Consider the following 24,154-nt stretch of genomic DNA (forward strand, 5'->3'; position numbering starts at 1 on the left):
TGTCTGGTGGGAGCTTAATTTAGTTAAGAGAGAGGGCTGATGAGACAGCCCTCTGTTTTACATAGCTGTGAACTGTTATGGTATGTCGACTGCAGTAATTTTCTTGATAGAAATATAGTATATTGTTCCACCTACGAGTAGAATGACAGTACCATTTTCAATCCCTAGAAATCTACCAACGCGCTCGACAGAGTCGAAGTGAACGCTAATCGTAGTACCAAGAGAAATTCTTTTCAGGATAGCTAACGGACCTTTTAGACCATCGTTTTGACCGCCATAACCTCCGTAGTTGCCGCCGTAGTTACCGCCATATCCGCAGTTGTTGTAATACGACATCTTGCTTCCTCCTTTTATTTGAGAAGATACTGTAATATATGAGAGAGTTGTCAGATCGGACTAGATTAATAGAGGAGGAGAAATGCTGATTTTACTATAATGCGAGATTGGCATACGAGCTGTCTTTTCTATTTGCAAACAATGGCCCTTCATAAGATAATGATTGCACGTTGTTATTGATTCGTTTAAGAAGGGAAGGCGGGATAGGATGATACTCGGTCTTGGTCACGATATTTTAGAAATTGATCGCATTGGTCGTTTACTGGATGGAAAGAGCAGAGATCGCTACTTGCAGCGCATCTTGACGCCGCGAGAGCTTACGCTTCTTCAACAATATGAGTCGAGATCCTTGGAGTGGGTAGCAGGACGTTTTGCTGCCAAAGAGGCAGTCGTTAAAGCATTCGGCTGTGGAATTGGCTCTATCCTTGGATTTCAAGATATTGAGGTCCTTCCTGCGGAATCAGGCAAACCTTATGTAGAGCTCAGTCAATCAGGATGGGAGCGATTAGGGCTTGAAGCTGAGCATACGCGAATCCATATTAGCATTTCCCATCAGCCGCACATCGCATCAGCAGTCTGTATCGTTGAGCAATAGAATAGCAAGCTAGAATAAGACGAATTTCATAGAGCCATGAACATAGAAAATAACCTCCATTCTTACTGCTGTCAGTTAGCGTGGAGGTTATTGTCGTTACTTTATTTATTCGATTTCAGTCAAAGTTACGAGTTGGAATGCATCCGTATAATCTTTAATATTTACAAGTTCTTTATCCATGCTCTTCTTGGTATGCAGAACCTTCATTTGCTTCATAGTGCCTTTTATCGTTTCGAACGTACTGTCCTTCACAACCACATATGCATCTGTATAACGTCTGGAATCACCAATGACACAGTTACCTTCGTAGCTTAAATCTAATCCTTCTAGCTGGATGTGCTTATCTTCGGGTTTAGCGAACAGTAAGCCACTTTCATTTCGAATCGTTGGCATTCCTTTTAGAATGCTTAGCTGTGTGTTGTTTTTTACTTCGTTCCATAGCTCCATACGAATTAGCTCGCGTGCCGTCGTTTCAGATAAGACGATAACTTCTTTTCCCTGTGTACTGACTTTTTTTACGTTGTACATCTTTTGCGATTTAATATCCTCTTTATATGTCTCTGCTACTTGTTTAAGTTTAGCTTCATCTCCATAAAGGATAAGTCCGTTTGCTTGATTTATACAGCCTGTTAAAATAGCCATCATCATGACAACGAGCATTGTTAGCGCAGCTTTCTTCATTGTTGTAATTCCTCCATAGATCGTTGATAGATTGTCGTATATCTGTTGACTACTACTATATCAATGGAGATTGGATAGAACTATCGAATGAGATGACAGGAAGCTTACAGATTTGCAAGAATGATGTTGTGAGTCGGAAACACAGTAGTTCAGTAGCAGTGCGGTGGCCGTGAAGTGAAAAAAGGTCATGGCGTCCTCTTGAATGGAAGACTTCATGACCTTGCGGTTAATGATACTGTGCTTCTAAGTATCATTTTTGATTTATTTGGCTTGTTCCTTTTTCGTTGCAAGCCATGCAGCGACCTTTTCGGCATCTTCGTCGCTAACACGTCCGCTTTGGGAAGGCATTCTGCCTTTGCCTTCTTTAATGATTGTTACGATTTGGTCTTTTGTCAGGCGATCGCCAACGGTAGTCAAATTCGTTTCGGGTCCCATTTTGCCACTTAAATCTGCGGCGTGACAGGACAAGCAAGATTTCTTATATACTTGTACCGCATCTGCTGGGCCTTCGAGCTGAGCACTTTCCTGCTGCGTTCCGCCGCCGCATGCAGTCAACCCTATCGTGATCAAAAGCAGAAACGAAGATATAAGCAATCGTTTCTTTTTCGACTGTTTTCTTTGGTTTGATTGCTGCAGATGCGAGGTCTCTTTTTGGTTATGTATCCTCATTTGTATTATCTCATCCTCTCTGTATAACGTTGCCATGTATGCCTCATTGAGCTGAGTAAGTGTCGTTGTCTTATTGGTTTGTCTTATATTTCCTTATGCTATCAGTATAGTAAGGAGTGATAGAGATAGGCAAGCACGATAACCGTTTGTTGGCAGAACGTTCACAATACAGGCTGCTGATGTATAATGGACTTTTGGATATCTACGATAACAGATGATGAACAGCAATAAATAGTTGGTATCGTCATAACTAGAAATAGAAAGTAAAAATAGAGGATCGAGAACAGAGGATTGGGGAGACTTATATGGAGGAGCAACAACGATATTTTAGCCGCGAACTGCTTCGTTGGTATTTAGACAACCGTCGGGACTTGCCATGGCGCCGTCAACATAATGCTTACTATACATGGGTGTCGGAAATTATGCTGCAGCAGACACGAGTCAGCACCGTTATTCCTTATTTCGAAAGATTTATTGCGAAGTTTCCTACGCCTACAGCTCTAGCAGAAGCTCCTGAAGAAGACGTACTTAAGGCTTGGGAAGGACTCGGATATTATTCAAGAGCTCGCAACTTGCAAGCTGGAGCGCGTGAAGTGAAGGAGAAGTACAGTGGGGTTGTGCCAGATGACAAAGCCGCTGTATCTTCCTTAAAAGGTGTAGGACCATACACGACCGGTGCGATTATGAGTATCGCATTCAATCGTTCAGAGCCAGCTGTAGATGGCAATGTCATGCGTGTGTTGTCGCGCTATTTCCGTCTGCATGATGATATTGCTAAGCCTGCTACACGGGTTCATATCGAGCATATTGCTCGCGATTTGATTCCAGATGGACATGCTTCTGATTTCAATCAGGCGATCATGGAGCTAGGTGCGCTTGTTTGCACACCGAAGTCGCCTGCTTGCTTGTTATGCCCCGTCATGGAGCATTGTGCAGGTCGCTTGGCAGGAGAAGAGACGCTGCTGCCGATTAAGACGAAGGCGAAGCCGCCGAAGCCAGAGCTGCGCTATGCTGCTCTAATTGAAGGAACTGGCGTGAACAAAGGCAAGCTGCTTATGCGTCAGCGCCCTGAGAGTGGATTGCTGGCTCGCATGTGGGAAATGCCGCACATATTGGTGCCCAAGCAAATGAGCGTAGCGGGACTTCCCGATGCAGAAGCTCAAGATATGCTGCGCGGTGCATTGCATCAGGAAGGTCTTACTGTGCTGCCAATAGAGCGATTTATGGACGCTGAGCATACGTTCAGCCATATCCACTGGCAGATGCGAGTATTCCGCTGCAGCGTAGCGGAATATGCAGTTGTGCCAGAAGGGTATGCATTTATAGGACGTGATGATCGGGAGCAATATGCATTCCCGAACTTATTTGTTCGCTTATTGGATGCTTATTTTGCGGAGTAGGAAGCCTGATAAATTGTTTTTTCATTTATTTATGGCGTGATAAGTATTTCTAACTTGCTATTGTGAAGTTGATTAGTATAATAGAATTAATTATATGAATTTTGGACGGCAGGCAGCCGGACGTTGACCTAATATAGGTGCGTCCGGCTGTTTTTTGTTCTATAGGACTTAAGTCTTAGAGGGTGTGAGCCGATATAAGAATTAACTGCCTATTTTTCCTTTTAATCTCACTCCAACCAACTCAGTCCTCTAGGTGCTATTTCATACTAACTCTACTTAATGCAGGCAAGATTACGTTCTTGATGCGAGTAAATTCTTCTAACATCTATGTTTCTATCCATCTCGCTCACGTTGTACTCCATTTTTATTTTCAAACTGATCTAACTAGATTGAGAATCAATCGAACAACTATGAGGAGGATCTATTTATGATGAAAAAGAAAGCGTTTGTTGCAATGACGGCATTGTCGGTATTTTTGGGTGGTAGTATACCAGCAAGTCTATCATCCGCTGCTTCCGTTTCTAAGGTTAATGGTGCGGTTGCTGTCACATTTAGCGATGTAGCAGGGCATTGGGCAGAAGGGGCAATCTACGAGGCGGTTAAGCGAGGTTATGTAACCGGATATCCTACAGGAAAGTTTCTACCCAACGCTAAAGTATCTCGTGCTGAATTTGTGAAAATGGCGGTATCTGCTTTGAATCTGCCTGTTGAATCCGCATCAAATGGTTTGTGGTATGTGAAATATGTAGATGCTGCCAAGGCATCAGGTATTTTTGTAGAAGGGGATTTCGTAGGTACAGATTGGAATAAGCCATTGAGCCGTGAAGAAATGTCCAAAGTGGCGGTTAGAGTGCTTGGGAGTACGGCGAAGGTAGAAGAAAAACAATGGATGTACCTCGCTACGAAGAACGGAATTATTGCTGGGACAAGCGTAGGGGAGATTTCGCCTGGTGGTGCGACAACTCGTGCCCAAGCGATATCTGTAATTGAGAGAATACTTAAGGTGAAGAATGGTGGAAAACTACCGATTGATAAATATGCGGTTGCAGCAGCTGAGGTGCATTGGCATAGAACGAATATTTTTACGGTAGCTGCCGATATGTTCGATCGACCAGAAAATTATGATGCAAAGGCATCAAATGCCGGACTGAATTCTTGGAAGAAAGAGAAATTAACATTCACAACGGATGATGGCAAATATAAAGCGGAAATTCAGCAATTGATAGTTATTGACATGGCAGATCCTAAAGACCCGAACAGAAAACTCCTTCCTCCTATAAAGGAGCTAAGCTGGGTATCGTTCTCTACTGAGAAAAAGCTTAAAGAAGTTAGTGATGACTACATAATTCTTCCGCGGTCGAAAGTTATTTTTAACAAAGATACAAAGCGGTATGGAAATGGACTGAGATTTTCGTTTGGTGGATTTGTAGAAGATGAAGCGGGATTAACGACTAGTTCTCCACAAGTTTTGAAACATGGAAAAGATACTATTGATGCATATATCGTATCCAAGTCGAAATTCAAAGTTGATAAAACTAAGCTGCTTCGAATATATATTGAAGCACTAGGAAGTCCATCTGCTCCTTATAAAAACGAAATGATTGTAAAATCGTATTTCGAAAAGTGAGGGGATTAATTTGAGAAAATTTATCGCCTTAATGATGTTGGCTTCCCTCCTAGCGCTCTTCCTAGGAGGGGTCTTGCCGATAGACATATCCCTAGCGGCTCCTTCTGGAACAGAGTTCAAATATACAATAGTAGAAGAATCTCGTGATCATAAGTACGGGGGTCTACTTTTTTCAATAGACAAGTCGAAAAATACATCTCCAATTGATATTACTGCTCCGTCCGGTAAAGTTATTAAATCACTGAAGATTTACGATAAAGATGGCAAGGAGATTGACAATGTAACAGGCTTTACGAGAGGAATGAAGAATTTCACGGGAACTCAGACGTTTGAAGGCACCCGAGTAAAAGTTCGATCATTAAAAAATGGGCATTATGGGACGATTTATTATTGGGATCGAAGAAGTGGGAGCCATAATTGGAGGGCGACGAATGAACAATTTACATTGGATAGTGATGATTGTGGAAGACCAGGAGTTCCTCTCGACAACTACAGACTGCGTAAGTTTCCGGGCTGTAATAGTGAACTTATGGAGTCAAAAATCCCCTTGGAAAATGGATTTTTTTTAATAAATGGTGAACCAAACTCCCCCGGAGACTTCTGGATACCAAACAAGGCTGTTTCCCCAGTCTCTGGTGATTTAACAGTTGATGATAGACCTGTTAGAACGCGAAATGGAGTCAAAGTTGAATTGCATAATAGTTTTTGTACGTATGATCCGACAACGATGGTTTTTGGGGTTAAGAACCCAAGTGAAATTGGTGATTCTCTTTCGCTAAAGTATGGACAATCCTTCGAATCATTTCCATACGATACAACTGGTGATAAACAATATAAAGATTGGGCGGCTCCAGGCGCTAGACAGTTATGGTACTGTGCTCGTTTTGAAGCAGATTTCTATTCTTATACTTACATGTATCATGACAAGAAAATTTATGTTGAGTATGAGGATGAAAGTGTCGGCAAAGATCCCGAAATACCACCTGGTGGAGGTAGTGGTAGCTGCGCTTGGACTATCGGGGCCCCTAGTCAAGTATCATCCCCGAAAACAAATTACATGTCCCCAGCGGCAACTGGAGTCATAAGAGCTGACAGCAGGGGGAGCGAGCGATTTAATATCTTAGAGGGAATCCCAACATCAGAAACATTGTACGCGAATGTTTTTGCGAATAATTATCTGTTTCAGCATACATTTGCCAATATGTCTGGTAAGGTCAATTACCAATGCAAAGTCGACGTGACATACGGATTAATATGGAAAGTGAAGCAGTCTCCTATTTGTACTAAAAATGGATGTACTCCTCAGCCAGATATCCCGATGTCCGATAGCGTGACAAAACAATATTCTTTTACGCTTCAACGAGATTATTCGTATTGGGAGATTAAGAACATCGAAGTTTACGGTATAAACAGATCAAGTGTTTCAAACTATGCTTTACCAAGGGGCGGAACGGTATTTTTGTATCCGTCTGGCTATTCAATGCCGACCTTGTCTACTACACACAGTCCAAGTCCTTCGGAGCATGTGAAACCGAAAGATACCGGTAAGATTTCGTTTACACCACCAACGCTTAATGGAGGATACCAAAGACCATCTGTACCGAATGATGAGTCTGCGCTGAAATCTATGGCTGAAGCCCAAACTGGGGAGGCGGGTGTACGGAACGATACAGTAACTTTTAATGGTTCAACTATTATGGAGGGGAGCTGGACATCAAAGTCTGGGTCAGCGCCAGGGAGTATTCCTGCTCCGACAATGATTGGTGCAAATGTGCTTTATGAAAGTGGTCTGCTTATTAGCAACAGTTTGAAAAATGCAGCCAATACACCGAGTAACGGAACTATTTATTATGATCTTGTATCAGGAAATGTGAACGGAGGTAGCGAAAAAGAGTTGCCGATCAATGGTATTAATACCGTTACGGTTCATACTCCTACTGTAAACTACTCAAATGCATCAGATGATGCTGCACATAATCAAAAGACTAGGCCTAATCTCAATAGGAGAGCATTTATTCTTGATCGACCATTTACGATACATATCCCGACATCTGGGCAGCATCGCAACATATTAGGTTATGGAAACCGAGACTATGCCAAATACATAAAAGAAAAGCAAGTTAGATTTGAGTTCGATGTATACAGTGCAGATAAATCCATCTTTTATCCGAAGAACACATGGATCAGCATTCCTGTAAGAGATCTAGCAACCGACTTCTATTTGCCGGTGTGGGTAGATGAGGGCGACTATACGATCCATTTCAGATCATTTGCTGAAAATGCTCCTTCCGACACACTTGCCCAGCAAGACGCCAATTTGGAAGTAAACAACCATGTAGCGACAGATACCGTGCCTGTTGAAGTCATAGGACGCGTGTACGATTTCCGCATTACCGATATTGTGGATATGAACTGGGAGCTTGCTTTCCGTCAGCAGAAAAAGAGCAAGGAGCATACAGGCCGCTATTATTGGGTGGGAACGCGTAATATCGATGGAAACCCAAGGGGAAATGATTCGCGCTACACGCTACCAATCAGGCGAGGAAGTCACCCGAATGATGGCTTCAAAAATGTAGCCGTCAAGCCAGGCTATCATTTTAAGTTTGATCTAAAGACGAAGGGCAATATGTTCGGTCCAAACGACTCCATTCGTATTACTCCTACGTTTGAGTTTGTGAGTCGCGATGGTAAGCACCGTCAAGAGGTAGATTTGTATTACCATGCTCCAGACCGGAACTTTGTACGTATTGGCTCGTCATTCGATACGATTGAACGAGAAATTACTTTGAATACAAGGCTTCGCAACCTCTATCCGCTGCAAATCGAACAGACGGGGCGCACCTTTTATCAATTGCATCGTCATCAGCTCTCTCAAAGTGAGCAGTTGTTCATGCAGCAATGGCTAAGGCAAGTCGATCGTCCGACCAAGACGGGTGGATTCAGCCATATGAAAGTACCAGGCGAGCTTCGCTTATTTCGAGGGCCGACACAGTTGCCAAATGGCGTGAATCCTTATCGGGCTTATGCTGCTGAGCAACAATGGTATGGTGAGTTCGGTATTCCATCAAAAGTATATGTGGTTCAGAAAGGCTTCCCACTGCATCGGCAATTTTCATTTAGGGAGGATGCTTCATTTTTCTTAAAGGATGGCTATATTGTCGTGAACTTCAATATTGAGACCATTCGTGCAGGACGTGTGGATAATCCGCATCTGCAGTACATAAATGCTCCGTTAACTAATCAATGGCGGCGTGAAGGTTTCGCTTACAGCGTCACTGACCCATATGGCGCCACATTCCAGCTGAAAGATGGCGATATACTGTTCTACGATGCTGCCCAATCATCGCGTGATGATTATCGTGTGGGTGGGACGCATTAAGCTAAGCGACGAATGTCAACTTTGCATAGTAAAAATTAAAGATCGGGTGTTGATATTTAAGGAGGTTGGTCCTGTGGGTCCAAACTCCCTTTTTTTGTACAAGTATAGGTCCTATAATGATGTCGATAAGATTTTGTAAGCGCTCACATATAAGTTGAGTGCCCATCATGTGCATGCGGTTTGTATATTCATCTAAGAAGGGGATGTTTACATGAAACGTTGGAAACCAACCATGTTATCTCGAAGCACTCTGAAACGCAAAGCAGCTCTCTACTTAAGCACAGCTCTATTGGCAGGCGCGTTGGTAGGATTCACTGGTGCCGGTGAAGCGCAGGCGGCTCAGCCTCATTCTTCTTACTGGTACCCGAATACGATTTTGAACTGGTCGCCGCAGACGGATCCAGATGCACCGTTCAACCGCAGTTCCGTACCATTGGAGGAAAAGCGTGTTCAAGGAGCTAAAGTGAATCCGAATGCAAAAGTAGAGCCAAAAGTGATGGCACTCGCTTCTATGTACAAAAATACATCCGGTGCGCCGTCACAAGGAAATGACAACATGCACGGCTATGCATTCAGCTACTGGCAGTATGTAGACAGCCTTATCATGTGGGGCGGATCTGCAGGGGAAGGTCTGATCGTCTCACCAAGTGCAGACGTCATCGATGCGGCACATAAAAATGGTGTGCCTGTATACGGTACGGTCTTCCTACCGCAAATGGAGCACGGCGGTAAATTCCAATGGACGCATGATTTGCTGCAGCAGCGTCCAGATGGTACGTTCCCAGTTGCCGATAAATTGATCGAAGTGGCGAAGTACTACGGCTTTGACGGCTGGTTCATCAATGAAGAAACGCAAGGCGGTACACCCGCAGATGCGAAGAAGATGCAGGAGTTCCTGAAATATTTGCAAAAGATTAAAACGCCTGAAATGGATATCGTATGGTACGATTCCATGATTAATGATGGTCCAGTTAGATGGCAAGGTGCTCTTAACGATAAGAACAGCATGTTTGTACAAGATGGTGCACAGCGTGTATCTGATCATCTATTTATCGACTTCCGTTGGCAGTACCAAGGCAGTGGCCAGACACCTTTCAAGAAATCACCCGATGTTGCAAAGCAGCTTGGGCGCAGTCAGTATGACCTGTATGCAGGTGTCGATGTGGAAGCAGGAGGCTATCAGAGCAGACTGAATTGGCCTGTTCTATTCCCTGACAATGGCACTCCAGTAACATCACTTGGTATTTACCGTCCAGACTGGGCATTCAACTCTTCTAAGACGAATGAGCAGTTCATGGAGAATGAGCATATTTTCTGGGTAGGACAAGGTAAAGATCCGTCCAAGACGCAATCCAACGGCAACGCTTGGCGTGGAATTGCACATGATATCGTCGACGAGACGGTTATTACGGATACCGACTTTACAACGCACTTCAATACAGGTAACGGAAAAATGTTCAGCGTACACGGTCAGCAAGTTCGTGACCGCGAATGGTTCAACCGCAGCTTGCAGGATATTTTGCCAACATGGCGTTGGATGAAAGATGAGCAAGGACAAAAGATTGATGCTGCATTCGACTTCAATAAAGCTTACTACGGCGGCAGCTCCTTGAAGCTCAGCGGTCAAACGGCACCAGGTGCAAGCACAAATGTGAAGTTGTATAAGACAGATGTTCCTGTTACGAAGTCCACAGTAATGTCGATCACGTACCAGACCAATCAAGCAGAGGCAGCAGATGTAAACATTGGTGTCGCAGTTGAAGGGGCACCGAATGATTATGTAATCGTGAAGCCGAAGCATACGCAAAAAGCAGGTACAGCGAAAGATTGGACACAAGCTACGTACGATTTAAAAGATTTTGCAGGCAAGAAGGTTGTCAGCATGTCTGTACAAGTAGCAGGTAAGCAGCAAGTAAACAACTACGAGCTGAACCTAGGTGAATTTGCAATCCGCGATCATCAAGCGTTTAAAGCTCCAAATCTTAAAGAAGTACAAGGCTTAACGATTATAGATAATGATTTCCGTGATGGCTTGTATGCAGATGCTCGTCTGAAATGGGACGATATGGGCGATGATGTTTTGTACTATCAAGTGTATCGTCAGAAGCCAGACGGCTCCCGTGAGTTCATGGGCGCAACAGGCAACAACTATTACTACGTATCGGAAATGCGTCGTGATGGAATCGAGCAAGCGACGGATCTAATCGTTGTACCTGTTAACCGTCATTATGCAGAAGGCCGTACAGCGACCGTTCAATTCCAATGGCCGGCATACCCTGCGCCAAAAGCTGATTTTGAAGCAGATAAGACGTATGTAGCACCAGGCGAAATGATCCAACTGAAAGATAAGTCTACGGAAGTAACGACAGAATGGTTGTGGAACTTCCCAGGAGGTACGCCAACATCTAGTACGGAGCGTAATCCGCAAGTGAAGTATGAGCAAGAAGGCGAGTACGAGATTACACTGACAGCGAAAAATGCAGTCGGCCAAGATGTCGTGACGAAGAAGCTCATTACGGTAGATAAAGCAGCAGCGAATCGCTCTGAGGACGTAGCTAAGGGCAAGAAGACGACAGCTTCTTCTTTCGTGAATGCAGGTGAAGCGCCTCAATTCGCAGTGGACGGTGAAATGCATACGAAGTGGTGTGCGGTAGGAAATGCTCCGCATTGGATGACCGTTGACTTGGGTGGCGAATTCAACATTACGGAGTTCGTTGTACACCATGCGCAAGCAGGTGGAGAATCTGCATCCTTCAATACACGTGAGTTCAAGATTCAATTGAGCTCTGACGGTCAAACTTGGACAGATGCTGTTGTCGTGAAGGATAATGATAAAGGTACAAGCAAGCATGCAATCGCTAAGACAAAGGCTCGCTATGCGAAGCTGATCGTAGAAAAGCCAACACAAGGCGGCGACACAGCAGCTCGTATTTACGGCTTCGAAGTGAAGGGTATACCATTCCAACCTGCGCAATAATATATGACATCTCTACTGTAGAAACAGGCAGCTCCAGTTATGTAACTGGGGCTGTTTTTATGTGCTGACTGCCCACAAACAATAAAGAATATATTTCCAATGAAACTTTGCGTCTTTTCGTGAGGCTCCCCCGTCTAATCCATGTAAACTTCATGAAGATACAACAACCTAACAGGTTATTCAACTAAAACGAAGACATGGATACCATGGTCAAAATAAAGGAGCATATACAACATGAAAACAAAAACAATCGCAATCGTAACAGCATCTATCTTGGCAGGTTCTTCTTTGCTTGGTTATGTAGGTACAACATGGGCTGGCAAACAGCAGCAGCCTTCCGCACAAACGAAACAAGAAGTGAAAATTCCAAACGTACTGGCACAGAAGCCGCAGCAAGAAAAAACGTACTCCAATGATGCATTCCGCAACATCGGTGAAGTGAAGCTTAGCGAGCAATATGTGATTAAAGGTGAAGCGCGTGTATTTGAAGGTAACTACAACTACGTTGTGAAGCAAGGTAGCAAAGTAATCACAAAGGGCTTCAACACAGCATCTAAAGGCGGTCCAGAGTGGGGAACGTTCTCCCAAACGATTACGGTACCTGTTAACAAGCTGAACAGCATGCAGCCATTGACGGTAGAACTTTTTGAAGTGGATATGGAGAGCGGTAAAGAAGTACGTAAAGTAGTCGTTGATTTGAACGGTAAAGGTAGTGTGAAGCAAAACGATTCATTCCGCGGTGTGAAAGTCGTATCTGCCAACGTACAAGTAGCGATCAAAGGTGAAGCTCAGGTACACGAGGGTACTTACAACTACGCAGTGAAGCAAGGTAACAAAGTGATCGCTCAAGGCTTCGGTACAGCATCAATGGGTGCTCCAGAGTGGGGACAAGTGAAACACACGATCTCCATTCCGAAGAATAAAGTGTTCGGTAAAGAGGCTTTGACACTGGAATTGTTCGAAGTAGATATGGAGAGCGGCAAAGCAGTGAATAAGCTCGTGATGCCAATCGCGAAAGAAGCGCGAGCTCACAAAGAAGTACAAAAGCCAAAGAAAGATAAAGTAGTGAAGAACGATGCATTCCGCAATATGAGCGAAGTGAAGCTTAGCGAGCAGTATGTGATTAAAGGGGAAGGTCGCCTATTTGAAGGCAACTATAACTATGTCGTGAAACAAGGCAGCAAAGTGATTGCAAAAGGATTCGGCACAGCATCTAAAGGCGGCCCAGAATGGGGCACATTCTCTCAAACGATTACGGTCCCTGTAAGCAAAACAGCTAAGAAGCAGCCGTTGACGGTTGAATTGTTTGAAGTAGATATGGAAAGCGGTAAGCAAGTAAACAAAGTAGTCGTTGATTTGAACGGCAAAGGAAAAGTGAAACAAAATGATGCATTCCGTGGTGTGAAAGTGGCATCTGCAAAATTGCAGGCTTCTGTAAAAGGCGAAGCTCGTGTTTTCGAAGGCACGTATAACTATGCAGTTAAACAAGGTAAAACGACGATTGCCCAGGGCTATGGCACTGCATCTATTGGTGCACCAGAATGGGGCAAGCTCAATCAAACGATTTCCATGGATAAGAGCAAAGTATTTGGCAAACAGCCGCTTACACTAGAATTGTTTGAAATGGATATGGAAAGCGGCAAGGCGACGAATAAACTTGTACTTCCTATTCGCTAATCTAGATCGCGTAGACTTATTTGGAAGAAGCGGCGCTGCTGGTGTCGCTTCTTCTTTACATAATGTCAGCAATGCGTGTTGGATGAGTGGTTAAAGTTGGTGCTGGAGTGGCGACACTAAAAGATAATGAGATAGGTAACGCTCGATGATTTTCTGGAGGTGAAGGACTGCGTGAGCGACTTTGAACTTGAGAAGCGCGCGATTGCTGGCGATGATGAGAGTTTCTCTATCCTTATCGAACAGCGAAAAGAAAGAATTTACCGTATGGCCTATACGTATGTAAGAAATAAAGAAGATGCGTTGGAAATTGTACAGGAGACGGTATATAAAGCCTATTTGTCCGTGGAGAAGCTGCAGCAGCCTCAATATTTTAATACGTGGCTGATGAAGATTGCGGTGAACGCTGCCTTGGATCATATACGCAAGTCCAAACGGGTCGTATATATGGATAAAGATATAGAAAGAAGCTATACCCCTGATAATCGGGAAGGGAAGCTGGATTTGTATGAGGCACTGGATAGTCTGGATGAGAAGACGCGAACAGTGCTGATGCTACGGTATTTTGAAGATATGCCATTGAAGGACATTGCGGATACGTTAGAGACACCATTAAGTACGATTAAATCGTTGATCTATCGTGGGCTGGAGAAATTGAAAATAAATTTGGGGGAGGGTGAGCTGCTTGAATAAAGATTTGGAACGGTTAAAGAAAGACTATCAAAATATCGAAATTCCTGATGAGCTCACTTCTGTGACGCGCCAAGCGTTGGAGCGGGCTAAGCAGGAACGTGCACGTATAAAACAAGTTCAACATCATGATGCGAGTCATGCTCAAATTGACAATCAAAGTCCAAGCGAGAAGTCGGATTCTATTCAATTTGATCGTGGAAATCGTAACTATCAGCAGAGCCAGCAGCATTCAGGCAAGTCGCAAAGTCAACATGCGCTGCCACGCAATCGTTGGGCGAAGCGTATTGGTGCTAGTGCAGCAGCTGTGTTTGTTTTATTTACGATTAGTGTCAATACAATGCCTGCGTTCGCAAGCAGCTTGGAGAATATTCCGGGTATTGGCAAGTTAGTGAAGGTGCTGCAGTTTAATAAGGGAGAAGCTGAAGGGGGGCAGATTACAGACTCAACGGATATTTATGCGATCGGATTACATGAGAAGGGTGAAAGTGATCAGATTACGATTCGTTTCCAGCAAAATCATATAGAGCAAGAAGTGGCAAGTTACTTCCATGTTAATTATCGTGAGTTTCCAAATACGATGACATTCGCGGTTGGTGGAGCTCGTAATTTCTCTGCAGAGCAAGATTTGGCTACTTTGAAAAAGAGTCGATTTGTGCAGGATGCCTATACGATCGTATCACCCGACGACTCGCTTGTTCGCTTTACGATCGTATTTAAAGAGCCGGTGGCTTATGAAGTAAAGGAATATCAACAACCTGCGGAAGTTGTACTTACGTTAAAGCAAGGAACTCCAGCAGAAGCGAAGGATAACATTTATTCGGTACGTACTGCCTCGCATCCATTTGGGGAAGAGCAAGGCGTGATGGAGGAAAAGCTGCTTGAAGAAGAACATGTACGCATTTTGAAAGACAGTGCGGGTACGTATTTGGTGGAAGCGGGTTATTATCCGACGAAGGAAGAAGCGCAGTCACAATTGAAGAGATTGGAAGAGCAGTACGGCATGCAAGGACAATTACATGTGGAAGAACGGACATATTTGCAAATGCCAGAGCAGATTATTGGCCAGTAATGTGATGTGATGTTATGAGTTGACAGATTATGTAATACGGTTTACACTGCTACCAGCTAATAAGGAATAGGTGGTGTAGGATGACAGTAAGAACGATATTGCCATTTGGAGATCCTTTGCTACGTAAAACATGTAGGCCAATAACTGAAATGTCGCCGCGGATGCTGACCTTGCTGACAGACTTGAAAGAGACACTTTATGCGGAACCTGGCCGTGCAGGATTGGCGGCTCCACAGATTGGCATTTTGCGGCGAGCTGTAGTAATGGATATGGGGGATGGCTTCCGAGAGTTCATTAATCCTGAGATCATGGAAGCTCATGGCGAACAGCAAAGTTTCGAGGCATGCTTATCTTATCCGGGCTATTATGGACGCGTAACCCGTTATCAGTATGTCAAAGTAAAGAGCGTGGATCGAGAAGGAAGGCAGCTCATAACAGAAGCAGAAGACGATTTGGCTGTCTGTCTGCAGCATGAAATCGATCATTTGGATGGTATCTTATTCGTGGATCGAATGAAAGATGGGGTGCTCATTCATGAAGTTACGAAGCATCGAGTTCCATTGCTCGATGTGATTCAGTTGGCCAACAGTAGAACATGCCGTTTACCTTAGTACATTTATAGTAAGTGCATGCAATGTACAGTGAAATTAATCCCGTCACTTCCTATCGGAAGAGACGGGATTTGTTGTATAGAAGATGACTAATCTGCAAGGTAAGCCTGCATGACGTTACTTAAGCCTCTTGTCGAGAGGTGAGATTGTCGAGCACAAGCAGCGCTGCGCCGATAGCGATGGCTTCCTCGCCATAGTTTCCTTTACTAAATACAACTTGGTAGCTCGGATAGTGGTAGGTACGGCGAATGGCCGTTTGCGTAGCCGTATAGAAGAATAGGTCATTGGACGTCATTAGAGGCCCGCCAAGGATGACTTTCTCGGGATGCAGCACGTTCAGTAGATTAGCGAGTCCAATGCCGAAGTAAGTGGCAGCCTGACTGACGATCTCGGTAGCTAGTGTATCTTGTTGATGCAGTGCTTCGATTACATGTCTAAATGTAACAGCTTCACCAAGATGAATAACGGATTGGAGGCGGCTCGGCCGACCTGTTCGGAGCTTGGAGATCGCTTCTCGTTCAATTGCATAGATCGTTGCATATGAGTCGAGACAGCCATAGTTGCCTCCTGGGGTTCGATGTGGAATCCCATCTGCTTGAATAATCATTTGACCAAGGGAGCCTTCCATATCGGTAGCACCATGAATGAGTTTGCCGTCTGCCATCATGGCAGAGCGCAATCCGACTCCAGCATGAACGTAGAGCATATGACGGACGCCTTTCGTACGATTGCTCCAAGACTCGGCAATAATAGCTGTATTCGCTCCATTATCAAGCAGCACAGGAATACGCAGTCGGTGCTCCAACTCTGCACCGATCGGTACATCGTTCCAGCCAGGGGCATAGAACCACTGCGGGTTTTCAATGATGCCAGTGAAGCGATCGAGCGTGCCTACTGCTCCGATGCCAAGTCCGATGCACTGTTCATGTGGGATACGATACTTAGCGATCCATAGCTGGATTTGCTCAACAACGTAGTCAATCAATGCAGAAGGTGTCATATGTTCGGTCATCGTCCAGCTAATCGAATCAATCTTTTGGCCAGCCGAATCAACGATAGCAAGGCGGGAAGTCGTCCGCGAAATATCCAGCCCGAAGCAATAACCATAAGATGCCCTTGTTCGATAGAGAATGGGACGCCGTCCACCTGTTGAGGCGCCGAATCCGCTCTCCTCAATGAGACCAGCAGCAGACAACTCTTCCAGCACGCGGGTGAGTGTGCTAACTGTTAAGCCGCTCTTCGTGAGCAGGTCGTTCTTCGAGATTTCGTGCTTCTGCCGAATCCGTCTAAAGATTTCCCGCGCCTTTGATGAAGGGATTCGATCTTGCAAAGGCAGATGCGTTCTTCCATCCTGAGCGTGTGTATTAGACATATAAAACAATCCCCGCTATTCCTGATATTAAGATGACTGCGATGGGATGCATCTTCCAACGAATAAGCGCGAACAGCATGACAGCAAAAATCCCGATGCTGAACCATGTATATCGAGCATATCCGTTCCATAGGCCGGAATGCATCGCCATATTGAAGGCAGCGTAGGCAATAAGCGCCATAACTGCTGGCTTCATGCCGTCGAGTGCAGCTTGCACCCAATGATTATGATACATGCGGTAGAATAGAGTAGCAACTAAAAACATCAAAATAATGGAAGGCAATACAATTCCAATGCTAGCAGCGGCGCTTCCGATCCACCCTGATGCTGCGTATCCTATATAGACGGCGCTATTCATCGCAACAGAACCTGGAGCCATTCCTGCTAATGTAACAGCGTCTGTAAATTCAGCTGCGGTCATCCAGTTGTGCTGCAGCACTTCATGCTCGATGAGTGGAATCATCGCATATCCTCCACCGAATGACACGAACCCTAATTTGAAAAAGGTCCAAAACAGATCCCATAGCATCGCTGAATTCCTTTCTATTTTCGATTCATATGGATGCAAATTGTAACTAACCGTGTAATGTTAAGAAGTCATTTTAGTTATCTTTACATCTCTGACCTTAGCCGGAGAAGGGTTAGATGGAGATGGGATAGGTTGAACCGCTTGGCTTACTGCTCGCTTCCATTGAAGGTAGTGAACGAGGCAGCCAGCAATCATACCACATCCAATGACGACTAAAGGATTCAATGACGTCCAGAGCAGCAGGATGCAGCTCCCTCCGAATGTCATCCAGGCCATGCGCGAACGGAGCACATCTTTACGCATACGGATGGCTGCATAAGCAATGAGTGCAATGATTGCAGGCTGAATGCCTAACAAGGCTGCTTCAATGACAGCAGAATCACGATAAACGGCTACTAAGGTGCATAGCACTAGCATGATCATGACAGTAGGCAGAGATATAGCGGCAACAGAGGTGAGCAATCCGCCAATTCCAGCTATTCGATATCCAACAAGCGCAGCAATATTGATGGCGACGCCGCCTGGTGTAGCTCCTGCGATTGCGGTTATCTCATGCATCTCATTAGGTGTTATCCATCCCCGTCGGTCTGTAATTTCACGATGAATAACTGGCAATATGGCATACCCACCACCGAAGGTTGATGGGCTTATTTTGATAAAGGATAAAAATAATTGAAGACATAGCTGAGACTTGTTGAAGAGGGTAGCTGATGGTTGCATCGTTGTTAACCCCTTTTCCTTGTAATTCTAGATATCTTCATTATATGCTACTTAAATTCATTTTGGAATAAAGTTATGGTTTATATGAAGTAATAGACAGAAATGAATGGCTTAATTATTAGTGATAAACGAAATCACAATATACATTTGATTAAATTGAAAGAAAGATATCAGATATTTGAAGTTAGCTTGGTTAGCAGAAGAGTTGTATCCAGATAAAAAAATAATTATTTGGGGTCACAACTATCATATTCGCAACCATAATTCGACGATGGTGACTGAGCATAATGGTATGGGGTATGACAACAATCCTTATCCGACGATGAATGAAATGCTGCCAGCCCAGCTTCAGCGCCAGCATTATGCAATCGGGCTGTATGCTTATCAGGGCAGCTCGTTGAAAAACAACGATAAAGTAGAAGAGATAAAGCTGCCACATAGCAAGGGGAGCTTAGAAGATTTATTGAAGGCGAGTGGATATCCGATTTTATTTGTGAATTTGGAGGGTCATACTTTAAGCCCTGACACCGAATGGATGTATTCACCTCGTGTTGCTAAAGCGTGGGGTGTGTTGGATGAAGTGATGATTATTCGTGATCAATATGACGGCATTCTATTTTTCGATAAAATTCGTCCTGCACAGCGGTTGAAGTGAGATTCGGCTATCTCTCATTCAAATAACTTCAAGTACCAGCAAATAAACACAAAAAAACACCTGTCGTCCGACAAGCGGATCAACAGGTGTTTTTCACAGGTCTATTATGACCTAATTAGTTGTTCAAAGCTGCTTCGTAGCGCTTCTCAACTTCGGACCAGTTCACAACGTTCCAGAATGCAGCGATGTAATCTGGGCGTTTGTTCTGGTAGTTCAAGTAGTAAGCATGCTCCCATACATCAAGGCCAAGAACTGGAGTCTTGCCTTCCATGATTGGAGAGTCTTGGTTAGGCAAGCTGTATACAGTCAATTTGCCGTTGTCTACAGCAAGGAATGCCCAACCGCTACCGAAACGTGTTGTAGCTGCTTTAGCGAAATCTTCTTTGAACTTGTCGAAACCGCCAAGCTCATTCTCGATTGCTTCAGCAAGCTTGCCAGATGGAGTGCCGCCAGCATTAGGAGCGATTGTCTCCCAGAATAGGGAGTGGTTCGCATGACCGCCGCCGTTGTTGCGAACAGCAGTACGGATGCTTTCTGGAACAGCGTCCAGATTAGCGATCAAATCTTCAATAGACTTGGATTGCAATTCAGGAGCGGACTCCAAAGCTGCATTCAAGTTCGTAACGTACGTATTGTGGTGACGACCGTGGTGGATAGTCATTGTTGTTTCGTCAATATGCGGCTCCAAAGCGTTAGGTGCGTATGGAAGCGCTGGTAGTTGATGTGCCATTATGCATTACCTCCTAAAAGGAATATGTAATAACTCTACTTCAATTAAACCTGATCCTAATGAATAAATCAACAAAAAAGTTTAAAAAGTCTTAGAAGCCTTAAATGACTGTGTAAATAACCCACAAATCAATGTGAAATAACGGCAAGTTAAGTTCCGCTTTCTATTATGTACCCTATTGCGATTATTTATAAACGAACAAGTAAAATTAAGATCTTGCATCAATATGTGAGACGGCGAATCCATTAAACTTACTATTAAGTAAATGACATATTGAGCATGTATAAAGATATCAATTGGAAATAGACATACACTTTTAACAGGAATTAAGACAAAATACCTTTGTAAACGATTACAATTAAGCGCTTTCAAAAGAAAACGAAAGATTTTCTGTGCTTTTTTATGGAATATGGCCAAAGAAGAAGGAATTTAGGCTTTTTTGTCGTATAATACTTAGGTCAGAGGGAAAGACCAAACAGACGATAGATAGAGACAATAGACGCTGTAAATACATTGAGTTCAGGATGAGGAGAGTAAGACATGATTGTTCGTTCCTTTCAATTGTCGGATTATATGCCGACGAAGCAGTTGCTGGAGTTGTCATTGTCGGAAGAATGTTGCGAGAAAACTTGGGATGCCTTTGCGCGACAACTGTCATTAGATGGTGAGCTTGTCGTCGTTGCACAATTGGAGCTGGATTCAGAAGTACGTACTGTAGGGGTTGCGATTGGAACCGTAGACCAGAATAATGGCTACTACTATCGCTTGGCAGTACACCCAGAATTCCGTAACCAAGGTATTGGCAAAGCGCTTGTAGGCAAGTTGGAGCAAAAGTTCCAACAACGTAAGGTAAGGAACATTATGGTTGCAGCAGATGAACATACAGAAATGATGCTTCCGTTCTTTGAGCAGTTGGGATACGGAACACAGCATGTCTTGCGTTCACTGAAGCAGTTGCGCATTGTAGCTGGCTAGTTATAGGCTGGTTTACAGTAAGACCGCGCATAATCGAATATCATGCATAGGAAGGCATATCTTTTCAACCGTTGCATTCGGGGGAAAGATATGCTTTTCTATTAGTATATGATGACGTGAGGCTGGTAGCGCATGATTACATATCGTAGAACACTTGTGAAAAGTTTTAAGCATGATGGGCATTTGCATCGGATGTGGATGGAGAATTGGATCGTCCCAAAGCAAATGTGTCACCAGTTGCATCAACAAGAGGACATGCTGGTGCTCATTAATTGCCATACTCCGATCCAAGAAGCGAATGGCAAGCAGTGGATAAGCAAAGTGCCGGCGGTAACTTTCTTTGTCCCGAACCAATGGTTTAATATTGTCGCTCTCATTGAGGAGCAGGGAATACGGTATTATTGTAATATTGCGTCACCAGCATACCAGACGGATGGTGTTATTACTTATATTGATTACGATCTGGATGTGATTCGTCATTCCGACGGTCATATCGCGATTGTTGATCGTGAGGAATATGATATGAATCGTCTGGTGTATCACTATCCTGATGTTGTAGAGCGGCGGGTCGCACAAGGAATGGAAGCATTAATGGGGCGGATGCGCAAGGGAGATACTCCTTTTCAGGATGATGCGGTCCAATGGTACTACAATCAATGGATGAAAGCCCAAAGTTAAGCGGGTTATGATGGAGGTAGCTTGGTGAAACAAGTATTAATCTACACAGATGGCGCCTGCTCTGGGAACCCCGGTCCTGGAGGCTGGGGCGCCGTTCTCCTTTTTGGCGTGTATCGCAAAGAAATATCCGGCGGGGAGAAGCATACGACGAATAATCGTATGGAAATTCAGGCGGTTATCGAGGCGCTGAAAGCGTTGAATGAACCGTGTCTCGTCAAGCTGTACAGCGATTCTGCTTATGTCGTGAATTGTTTTCAGCAAGGCTGGATTTACAATTGGATGAAAAATGGCTGGCGTACAAGCAAAGGGCTCGCTGTCGAAAATAAAGAATTGTGGCAGGAGCTATGGCAGCTGATGCGTAAGCATAAAGTGGAATATATTAAGGTTAAAGGTCATAGTGACAATGAATTAAATAATCATTGTGACTTCTTGGCACGAGAGGCGATTAAGCACTTGGGCAAATGAGTGTGGGGCAATAACAGTACGGTATTATTCGAGATACTTTCCATTAATTTAATTACATTAATAAGGATGATTTGGTCAAAAGTGCAGCTATTTTAAGTAAAAAACGTCATTTTGTGATGATTAAGGACAAAAATGCAGTTATTTTGCTCGATATGTACTTGAAATAGGGATGGGGAATCAAAATAAATGCATTTTTGCGGATAATATCCCTAAAACAAACTTTTACAGATTAAATAACTGCATAATTGCCGCTTTTTAGACCAGAGGCTTTCTATAATGTAGCATTCATAACGGATCCGATGTTCGTAAGCAATGCTAATTTATGATGAAATAGACATCAAGTAATAGGTTGCTTGGTGTTTTTGTGTTTTTTGGCAGTCTTGTCTATGGCAGAAACACACGTTGATCCAAACTGTACTTTAACGTTATCATTAGGAAGGTTACAATAAAGGTGTCGAACATCTTGTTAACGAACGTCTAACTTTATGATATAGAAACGATATTATTTTACATTGTTAATGAATTTGTATGTATAAATGTGATAACTAAAAGGAGAAGGAGGGGGCGTGAAATGCCTCGTGCGAATTGGCATGAGCCTGAGACGGCAGAACGTTGGGCATCCTTGAAACAAGACATCATTGAAGCAGCGTCGTCTTTAGGTATTGACCAAGTCGGCTTTACGACGGCAGATCCGTTTCTTTCTTTAAAAGAAAGACTGCAAACTTCGATAGATCGAGGTTATGCCTCGGGGTTTGAGGAGCCGGATTTGGACAAGCGAACGACGCCACGTCTGTTAATGTCGGAAGCACGGTCTATTATCGCGATTGCTGTCGCGTATCCGTCTAAGCTGCCGGAGTCGCCGCTGAAGTCGGAACCTGGGCAATATCGCGGGATGTTTGCCCGCACCGCATGGGGGATGGATTATCACCATGTGCTGCGTGATCGCTTGCAGAAGCTGGAGGCGTTTATTCGCGAGCGCGTGCCTGAACCGGAGCTGCAATTTAGAAGCATGGTCGACACAGGCGAGCTGTGTGACCGCGCTGTTGCAGAGCGGGCTGGCATTGGCTTTAGCGGCAAGAACTGTTTAATTATCTCGCCGCAATATGGATCGTGGATCTATCTTGGTGAGATGATTACGAATATTCCATTTCCGCCGGACCATGCGATTACGGAGGACTGCGGCGACTGTACGCGCTGTTTGGATGCTTGTCCGACAGGAGCCCTTGTTGGACCTGGCCAGATGAACGCAAAGCGCTGCATTTCATTCTTAACGCAGCTCAAGGAGCCGATTGCTGGTGACTTGATGGCGAAGATGGGCAATCGGCTGTACGGTTGTGATACGTGCCAGGTGGTATGCCCGAAAAATAAGGGCTTCAACTGGACGCATCATCCCGAAATGCAGCCCGACCCTGCGGCGGTTAAGCCGCTCTTAGTACCGATGTTGGAGCTGTCCAATCGCGAGTTCCGCGATCAGTTCGGCATGAGCGCCGCCGCATGGCGCGGCAAGAAGCCGATCCAGCGCAATGCGATGGTGGCGCTGGGCAACTTCCGTGATCGCAGTGCAGTGCCTGCGCTTACGGAAGCGTTAAACGCCGAGCAGCGCACAGAGCTGCGCATCACGGCGGCATGGGCACTTGGCCGTATCAGTGGAGCGGCCGCGATCGAAGCGCTCGCGAAGGCAATGCCGCGCGAGCAGGATGAGGAGGTGCGTCAGGCTATGCGCGACGCGATAGAGGAAGCGAAGGCGGCACCGGAGCCGCTGTACGTGCAAGAGATGGAATCTCCAATCGGTACGTTGACATTGTGCGCTACGCTGGACGGCCTTTGTGCCATCGAGTTCGGCTCCGTATTGGAGCGATCGGATGCGATTCAAGCGTGGGCAGCTAAAGCAATCGGCAAAGTCACGATGCAGCGCCATCCAGAGCGGTTGAAGGATGTGAAATTGCAATTGGAAGAGTACTTCCGAGGTGATCGCAAGCAGTTTGACCTTAAGATCGACATGCGCGGCGGAACAGAGTTCCAACGTGAAGTATGGACAGCTCTATGCGATATTCCTTACGGAGAAACATGCTCGTACAAGCATATTGCTGAGGCAGTAGGTCGCCCCAAGGCAGTTCGAGCGGTAGGTGGAGCGAACAATCGCAACCCACTGCCAGTAGTCATTCCCTGTCATCGCGTCATTGGCGCGGGTGGTGCGCTTGTCGGCTATGGTGGCGGTTTGGGTATAAAAGAAAAGCTGCTTTCTTTAGAAACTTGACGAATTTTGTCTGATTTCCGTGTAAACAAGAAAAAAATGGAACTATGTTCAATTGTAAAGAA

The 24,154-nt window shown here is 44.7% G+C and carries 21 protein-coding genes; 14 read left to right on the forward strand and 7 right to left on the reverse strand.

Annotated features, from left to right (window positions below; genetic code table 11):
* Nucleotides 1-75: 75 nt before the first annotated feature.
* On the reverse strand, nucleotides 76-336 hold the full coding sequence (locus tag FPZ44_RS20635; RefSeq protein ID WP_144993457.1) for a hypothetical protein: 261 nt from the start codon (nucleotides 334-336) through the stop codon (nucleotides 76-78).
* Nucleotides 337-544: 208 nt separating this feature from the next.
* Here FPZ44_RS20635 and acpS point away from each other — a divergent pair, with 208 nt between their 5' ends.
* Nucleotides 545-931, forward strand: a complete 387-nt coding sequence (gene acpS, locus FPZ44_RS20640; protein WP_144993458.1) for a holo-ACP synthase — start codon at nucleotides 545-547, stop codon at nucleotides 929-931.
* A gap of 105 nt (nucleotides 932-1,036) precedes the next feature.
* On the opposite strand, the gene FPZ44_RS20645 is transcribed toward acpS, so the two are convergent.
* Both FPZ44_RS20645 and FPZ44_RS20650 read right to left on the reverse strand, forming a co-directional pair.
* Nucleotides 1,037-1,612 (reverse strand): lipoprotein BA_5634 family protein, encoded by a 576-nt coding sequence (locus FPZ44_RS20645; protein WP_144993460.1) that lies wholly within the window; start codon nucleotides 1,610-1,612, stop codon nucleotides 1,037-1,039.
* 261 nt (nucleotides 1,613-1,873) lie between these two features.
* On the reverse strand, nucleotides 1,874-2,281 hold the full coding sequence (locus tag FPZ44_RS20650; protein WP_144993462.1) for a c-type cytochrome: 408 nt from the start codon (nucleotides 2,279-2,281) through the stop codon (nucleotides 1,874-1,876).
* 305 nt (nucleotides 2,282-2,586) lie between these two features.
* Between FPZ44_RS20650 and mutY the strand changes: the two genes are divergently transcribed.
* The 8 genes from mutY to def all read left to right on the forward strand — a co-directional run bounded on the left by mutY (nucleotide 2,587) and on the right by def (nucleotide 15,711).
* The gene (mutY, locus tag FPZ44_RS20655; protein WP_144993464.1) at nucleotides 2,587-3,681 is read left to right on the forward strand and encodes an A/G-specific adenine glycosylase; all 1,095 of its coding nucleotides are present in this window, start codon (nucleotides 2,587-2,589) and stop codon (nucleotides 3,679-3,681) included.
* Between the two features lie 427 nt (nucleotides 3,682-4,108).
* Nucleotides 4,109-5,308, forward strand: a complete 1,200-nt coding sequence (locus tag FPZ44_RS20660) for an S-layer homology domain-containing protein (protein WP_144993467.1) — start codon at nucleotides 4,109-4,111, stop codon at nucleotides 5,306-5,308.
* A 73-nt stretch (nucleotides 5,309-5,381) separates the two neighbouring features.
* Complete coding sequence (locus tag FPZ44_RS20665) at nucleotides 5,382-8,687, forward strand: DUF5704 domain-containing protein (RefSeq protein WP_261378450.1); 3,306 nt, start codon at nucleotides 5,382-5,384, stop codon at nucleotides 8,685-8,687.
* 211 nt (nucleotides 8,688-8,898) lie between these two features.
* The gene (locus tag FPZ44_RS20670; RefSeq protein WP_144993469.1) at nucleotides 8,899-11,664 is read left to right on the forward strand and encodes an endo-beta-N-acetylglucosaminidase; all 2,766 of its coding nucleotides are present in this window, start codon (nucleotides 8,899-8,901) and stop codon (nucleotides 11,662-11,664) included.
* A 234-nt stretch (nucleotides 11,665-11,898) separates the two neighbouring features.
* Nucleotides 11,899-13,341: a Gmad2 immunoglobulin-like domain-containing protein gene (locus FPZ44_RS20675; protein WP_144993471.1), complete on the forward strand. Its 1,443-nt coding sequence runs from the start codon at nucleotides 11,899-11,901 to the stop codon at nucleotides 13,339-13,341.
* Between the two features lie 171 nt (nucleotides 13,342-13,512).
* Nucleotides 13,513-14,031 carry a sigma-70 family RNA polymerase sigma factor gene (locus FPZ44_RS20680; protein ID WP_144993472.1) on the forward strand — a complete coding sequence of 173 codons (519 nt, stop codon included), beginning with the start codon at nucleotides 13,513-13,515 and terminating at the stop codon, nucleotides 14,029-14,031.
* Complete coding sequence (locus FPZ44_RS20685; RefSeq protein WP_186786162.1) at nucleotides 14,024-15,100, forward strand: DUF4179 domain-containing protein; 1,077 nt, start codon at nucleotides 14,024-14,026, stop codon at nucleotides 15,098-15,100. Before FPZ44_RS20680 ends, FPZ44_RS20685 begins: the two co-directional genes overlap by 8 nt.
* 80 nt (nucleotides 15,101-15,180) lie before the next feature.
* Nucleotides 15,181-15,711, forward strand: a complete 531-nt coding sequence (def, locus tag FPZ44_RS20690; protein WP_144993476.1) for a peptide deformylase — start codon at nucleotides 15,181-15,183, stop codon at nucleotides 15,709-15,711.
* A 121-nt stretch (nucleotides 15,712-15,832) separates the two neighbouring features.
* On the opposite strand, the gene FPZ44_RS20695 is transcribed toward def, so the two are convergent.
* The 3 genes from FPZ44_RS20695 to FPZ44_RS20705 are packed head-to-tail and all read right to left on the reverse strand — an operon-like array spanning nucleotide 15,833 to nucleotide 18,332.
* Nucleotides 15,833-17,083: an ROK family protein gene (locus FPZ44_RS20695; RefSeq protein WP_144993478.1), complete on the reverse strand. Its 1,251-nt coding sequence runs from the start codon at nucleotides 17,081-17,083 to the stop codon at nucleotides 15,833-15,835.
* Entirely contained in the window at nucleotides 17,076-17,612 is a 537-nt protein-coding gene (locus FPZ44_RS20700; RefSeq protein ID WP_144993480.1) for a chromate transporter, read from the reverse strand. Before FPZ44_RS20700 ends, FPZ44_RS20695 begins: the two co-directional genes overlap by 8 nt.
* Before the next feature lie 60 nt (nucleotides 17,613-17,672).
* On the reverse strand, nucleotides 17,673-18,332 hold the full coding sequence (locus tag FPZ44_RS20705) for a chromate transporter (protein WP_144993482.1): 660 nt from the start codon (nucleotides 18,330-18,332) through the stop codon (nucleotides 17,673-17,675).
* A gap of 178 nt (nucleotides 18,333-18,510) precedes the next feature.
* Here FPZ44_RS20705 and FPZ44_RS20710 point away from each other — a divergent pair, with 178 nt between their 5' ends.
* A complete protein-coding gene (locus FPZ44_RS20710) occupies nucleotides 18,511-18,987 on the forward strand; it encodes an erythromycin esterase family protein (protein ID WP_186786163.1) in 477 nt (158 codons plus the stop codon).
* A 115-nt stretch (nucleotides 18,988-19,102) separates the two neighbouring features.
* On the opposite strand, the gene FPZ44_RS20715 is transcribed toward FPZ44_RS20710, so the two are convergent.
* Nucleotides 19,103-19,717, reverse strand: a complete 615-nt coding sequence (locus FPZ44_RS20715; RefSeq protein WP_144993487.1) for a superoxide dismutase — start codon at nucleotides 19,715-19,717, stop codon at nucleotides 19,103-19,105.
* A 540-nt stretch (nucleotides 19,718-20,257) separates the two neighbouring features.
* Between FPZ44_RS20715 and FPZ44_RS20720 the strand changes: the two genes are divergently transcribed.
* From FPZ44_RS20720 to queG, 4 genes are all read left to right on the forward strand, one after another.
* Nucleotides 20,258-20,692 (forward strand): GNAT family N-acetyltransferase, encoded by a 435-nt coding sequence (locus FPZ44_RS20720; protein WP_144993488.1) that lies wholly within the window; start codon nucleotides 20,258-20,260, stop codon nucleotides 20,690-20,692.
* A gap of 132 nt (nucleotides 20,693-20,824) precedes the next feature.
* On the forward strand, nucleotides 20,825-21,370 hold the full coding sequence (locus FPZ44_RS20725; RefSeq protein ID WP_144993490.1) for a DUF402 domain-containing protein: 546 nt from the start codon (nucleotides 20,825-20,827) through the stop codon (nucleotides 21,368-21,370).
* A gap of 24 nt (nucleotides 21,371-21,394) precedes the next feature.
* A complete protein-coding gene (rnhA, locus tag FPZ44_RS20730; RefSeq protein ID WP_144993492.1) occupies nucleotides 21,395-21,835 on the forward strand; it encodes a ribonuclease HI in 441 nt (146 codons plus the stop codon).
* A 571-nt stretch (nucleotides 21,836-22,406) separates the two neighbouring features.
* On the forward strand, nucleotides 22,407-24,092 hold the full coding sequence (gene queG / locus FPZ44_RS20735) for a tRNA epoxyqueuosine(34) reductase QueG (protein ID WP_144993494.1): 1,686 nt from the start codon (nucleotides 22,407-22,409) through the stop codon (nucleotides 24,090-24,092).
* Nucleotides 24,093-24,154 lie beyond the last annotated feature (62 nt).

This window comes from Paenibacillus agilis, assembly GCF_007786455.1.
GTDB classification, from domain to species: Bacteria; Bacillota; Bacilli; order Paenibacillales; family Paenibacillaceae; genus Paenibacillus_B; species Paenibacillus_B agilis.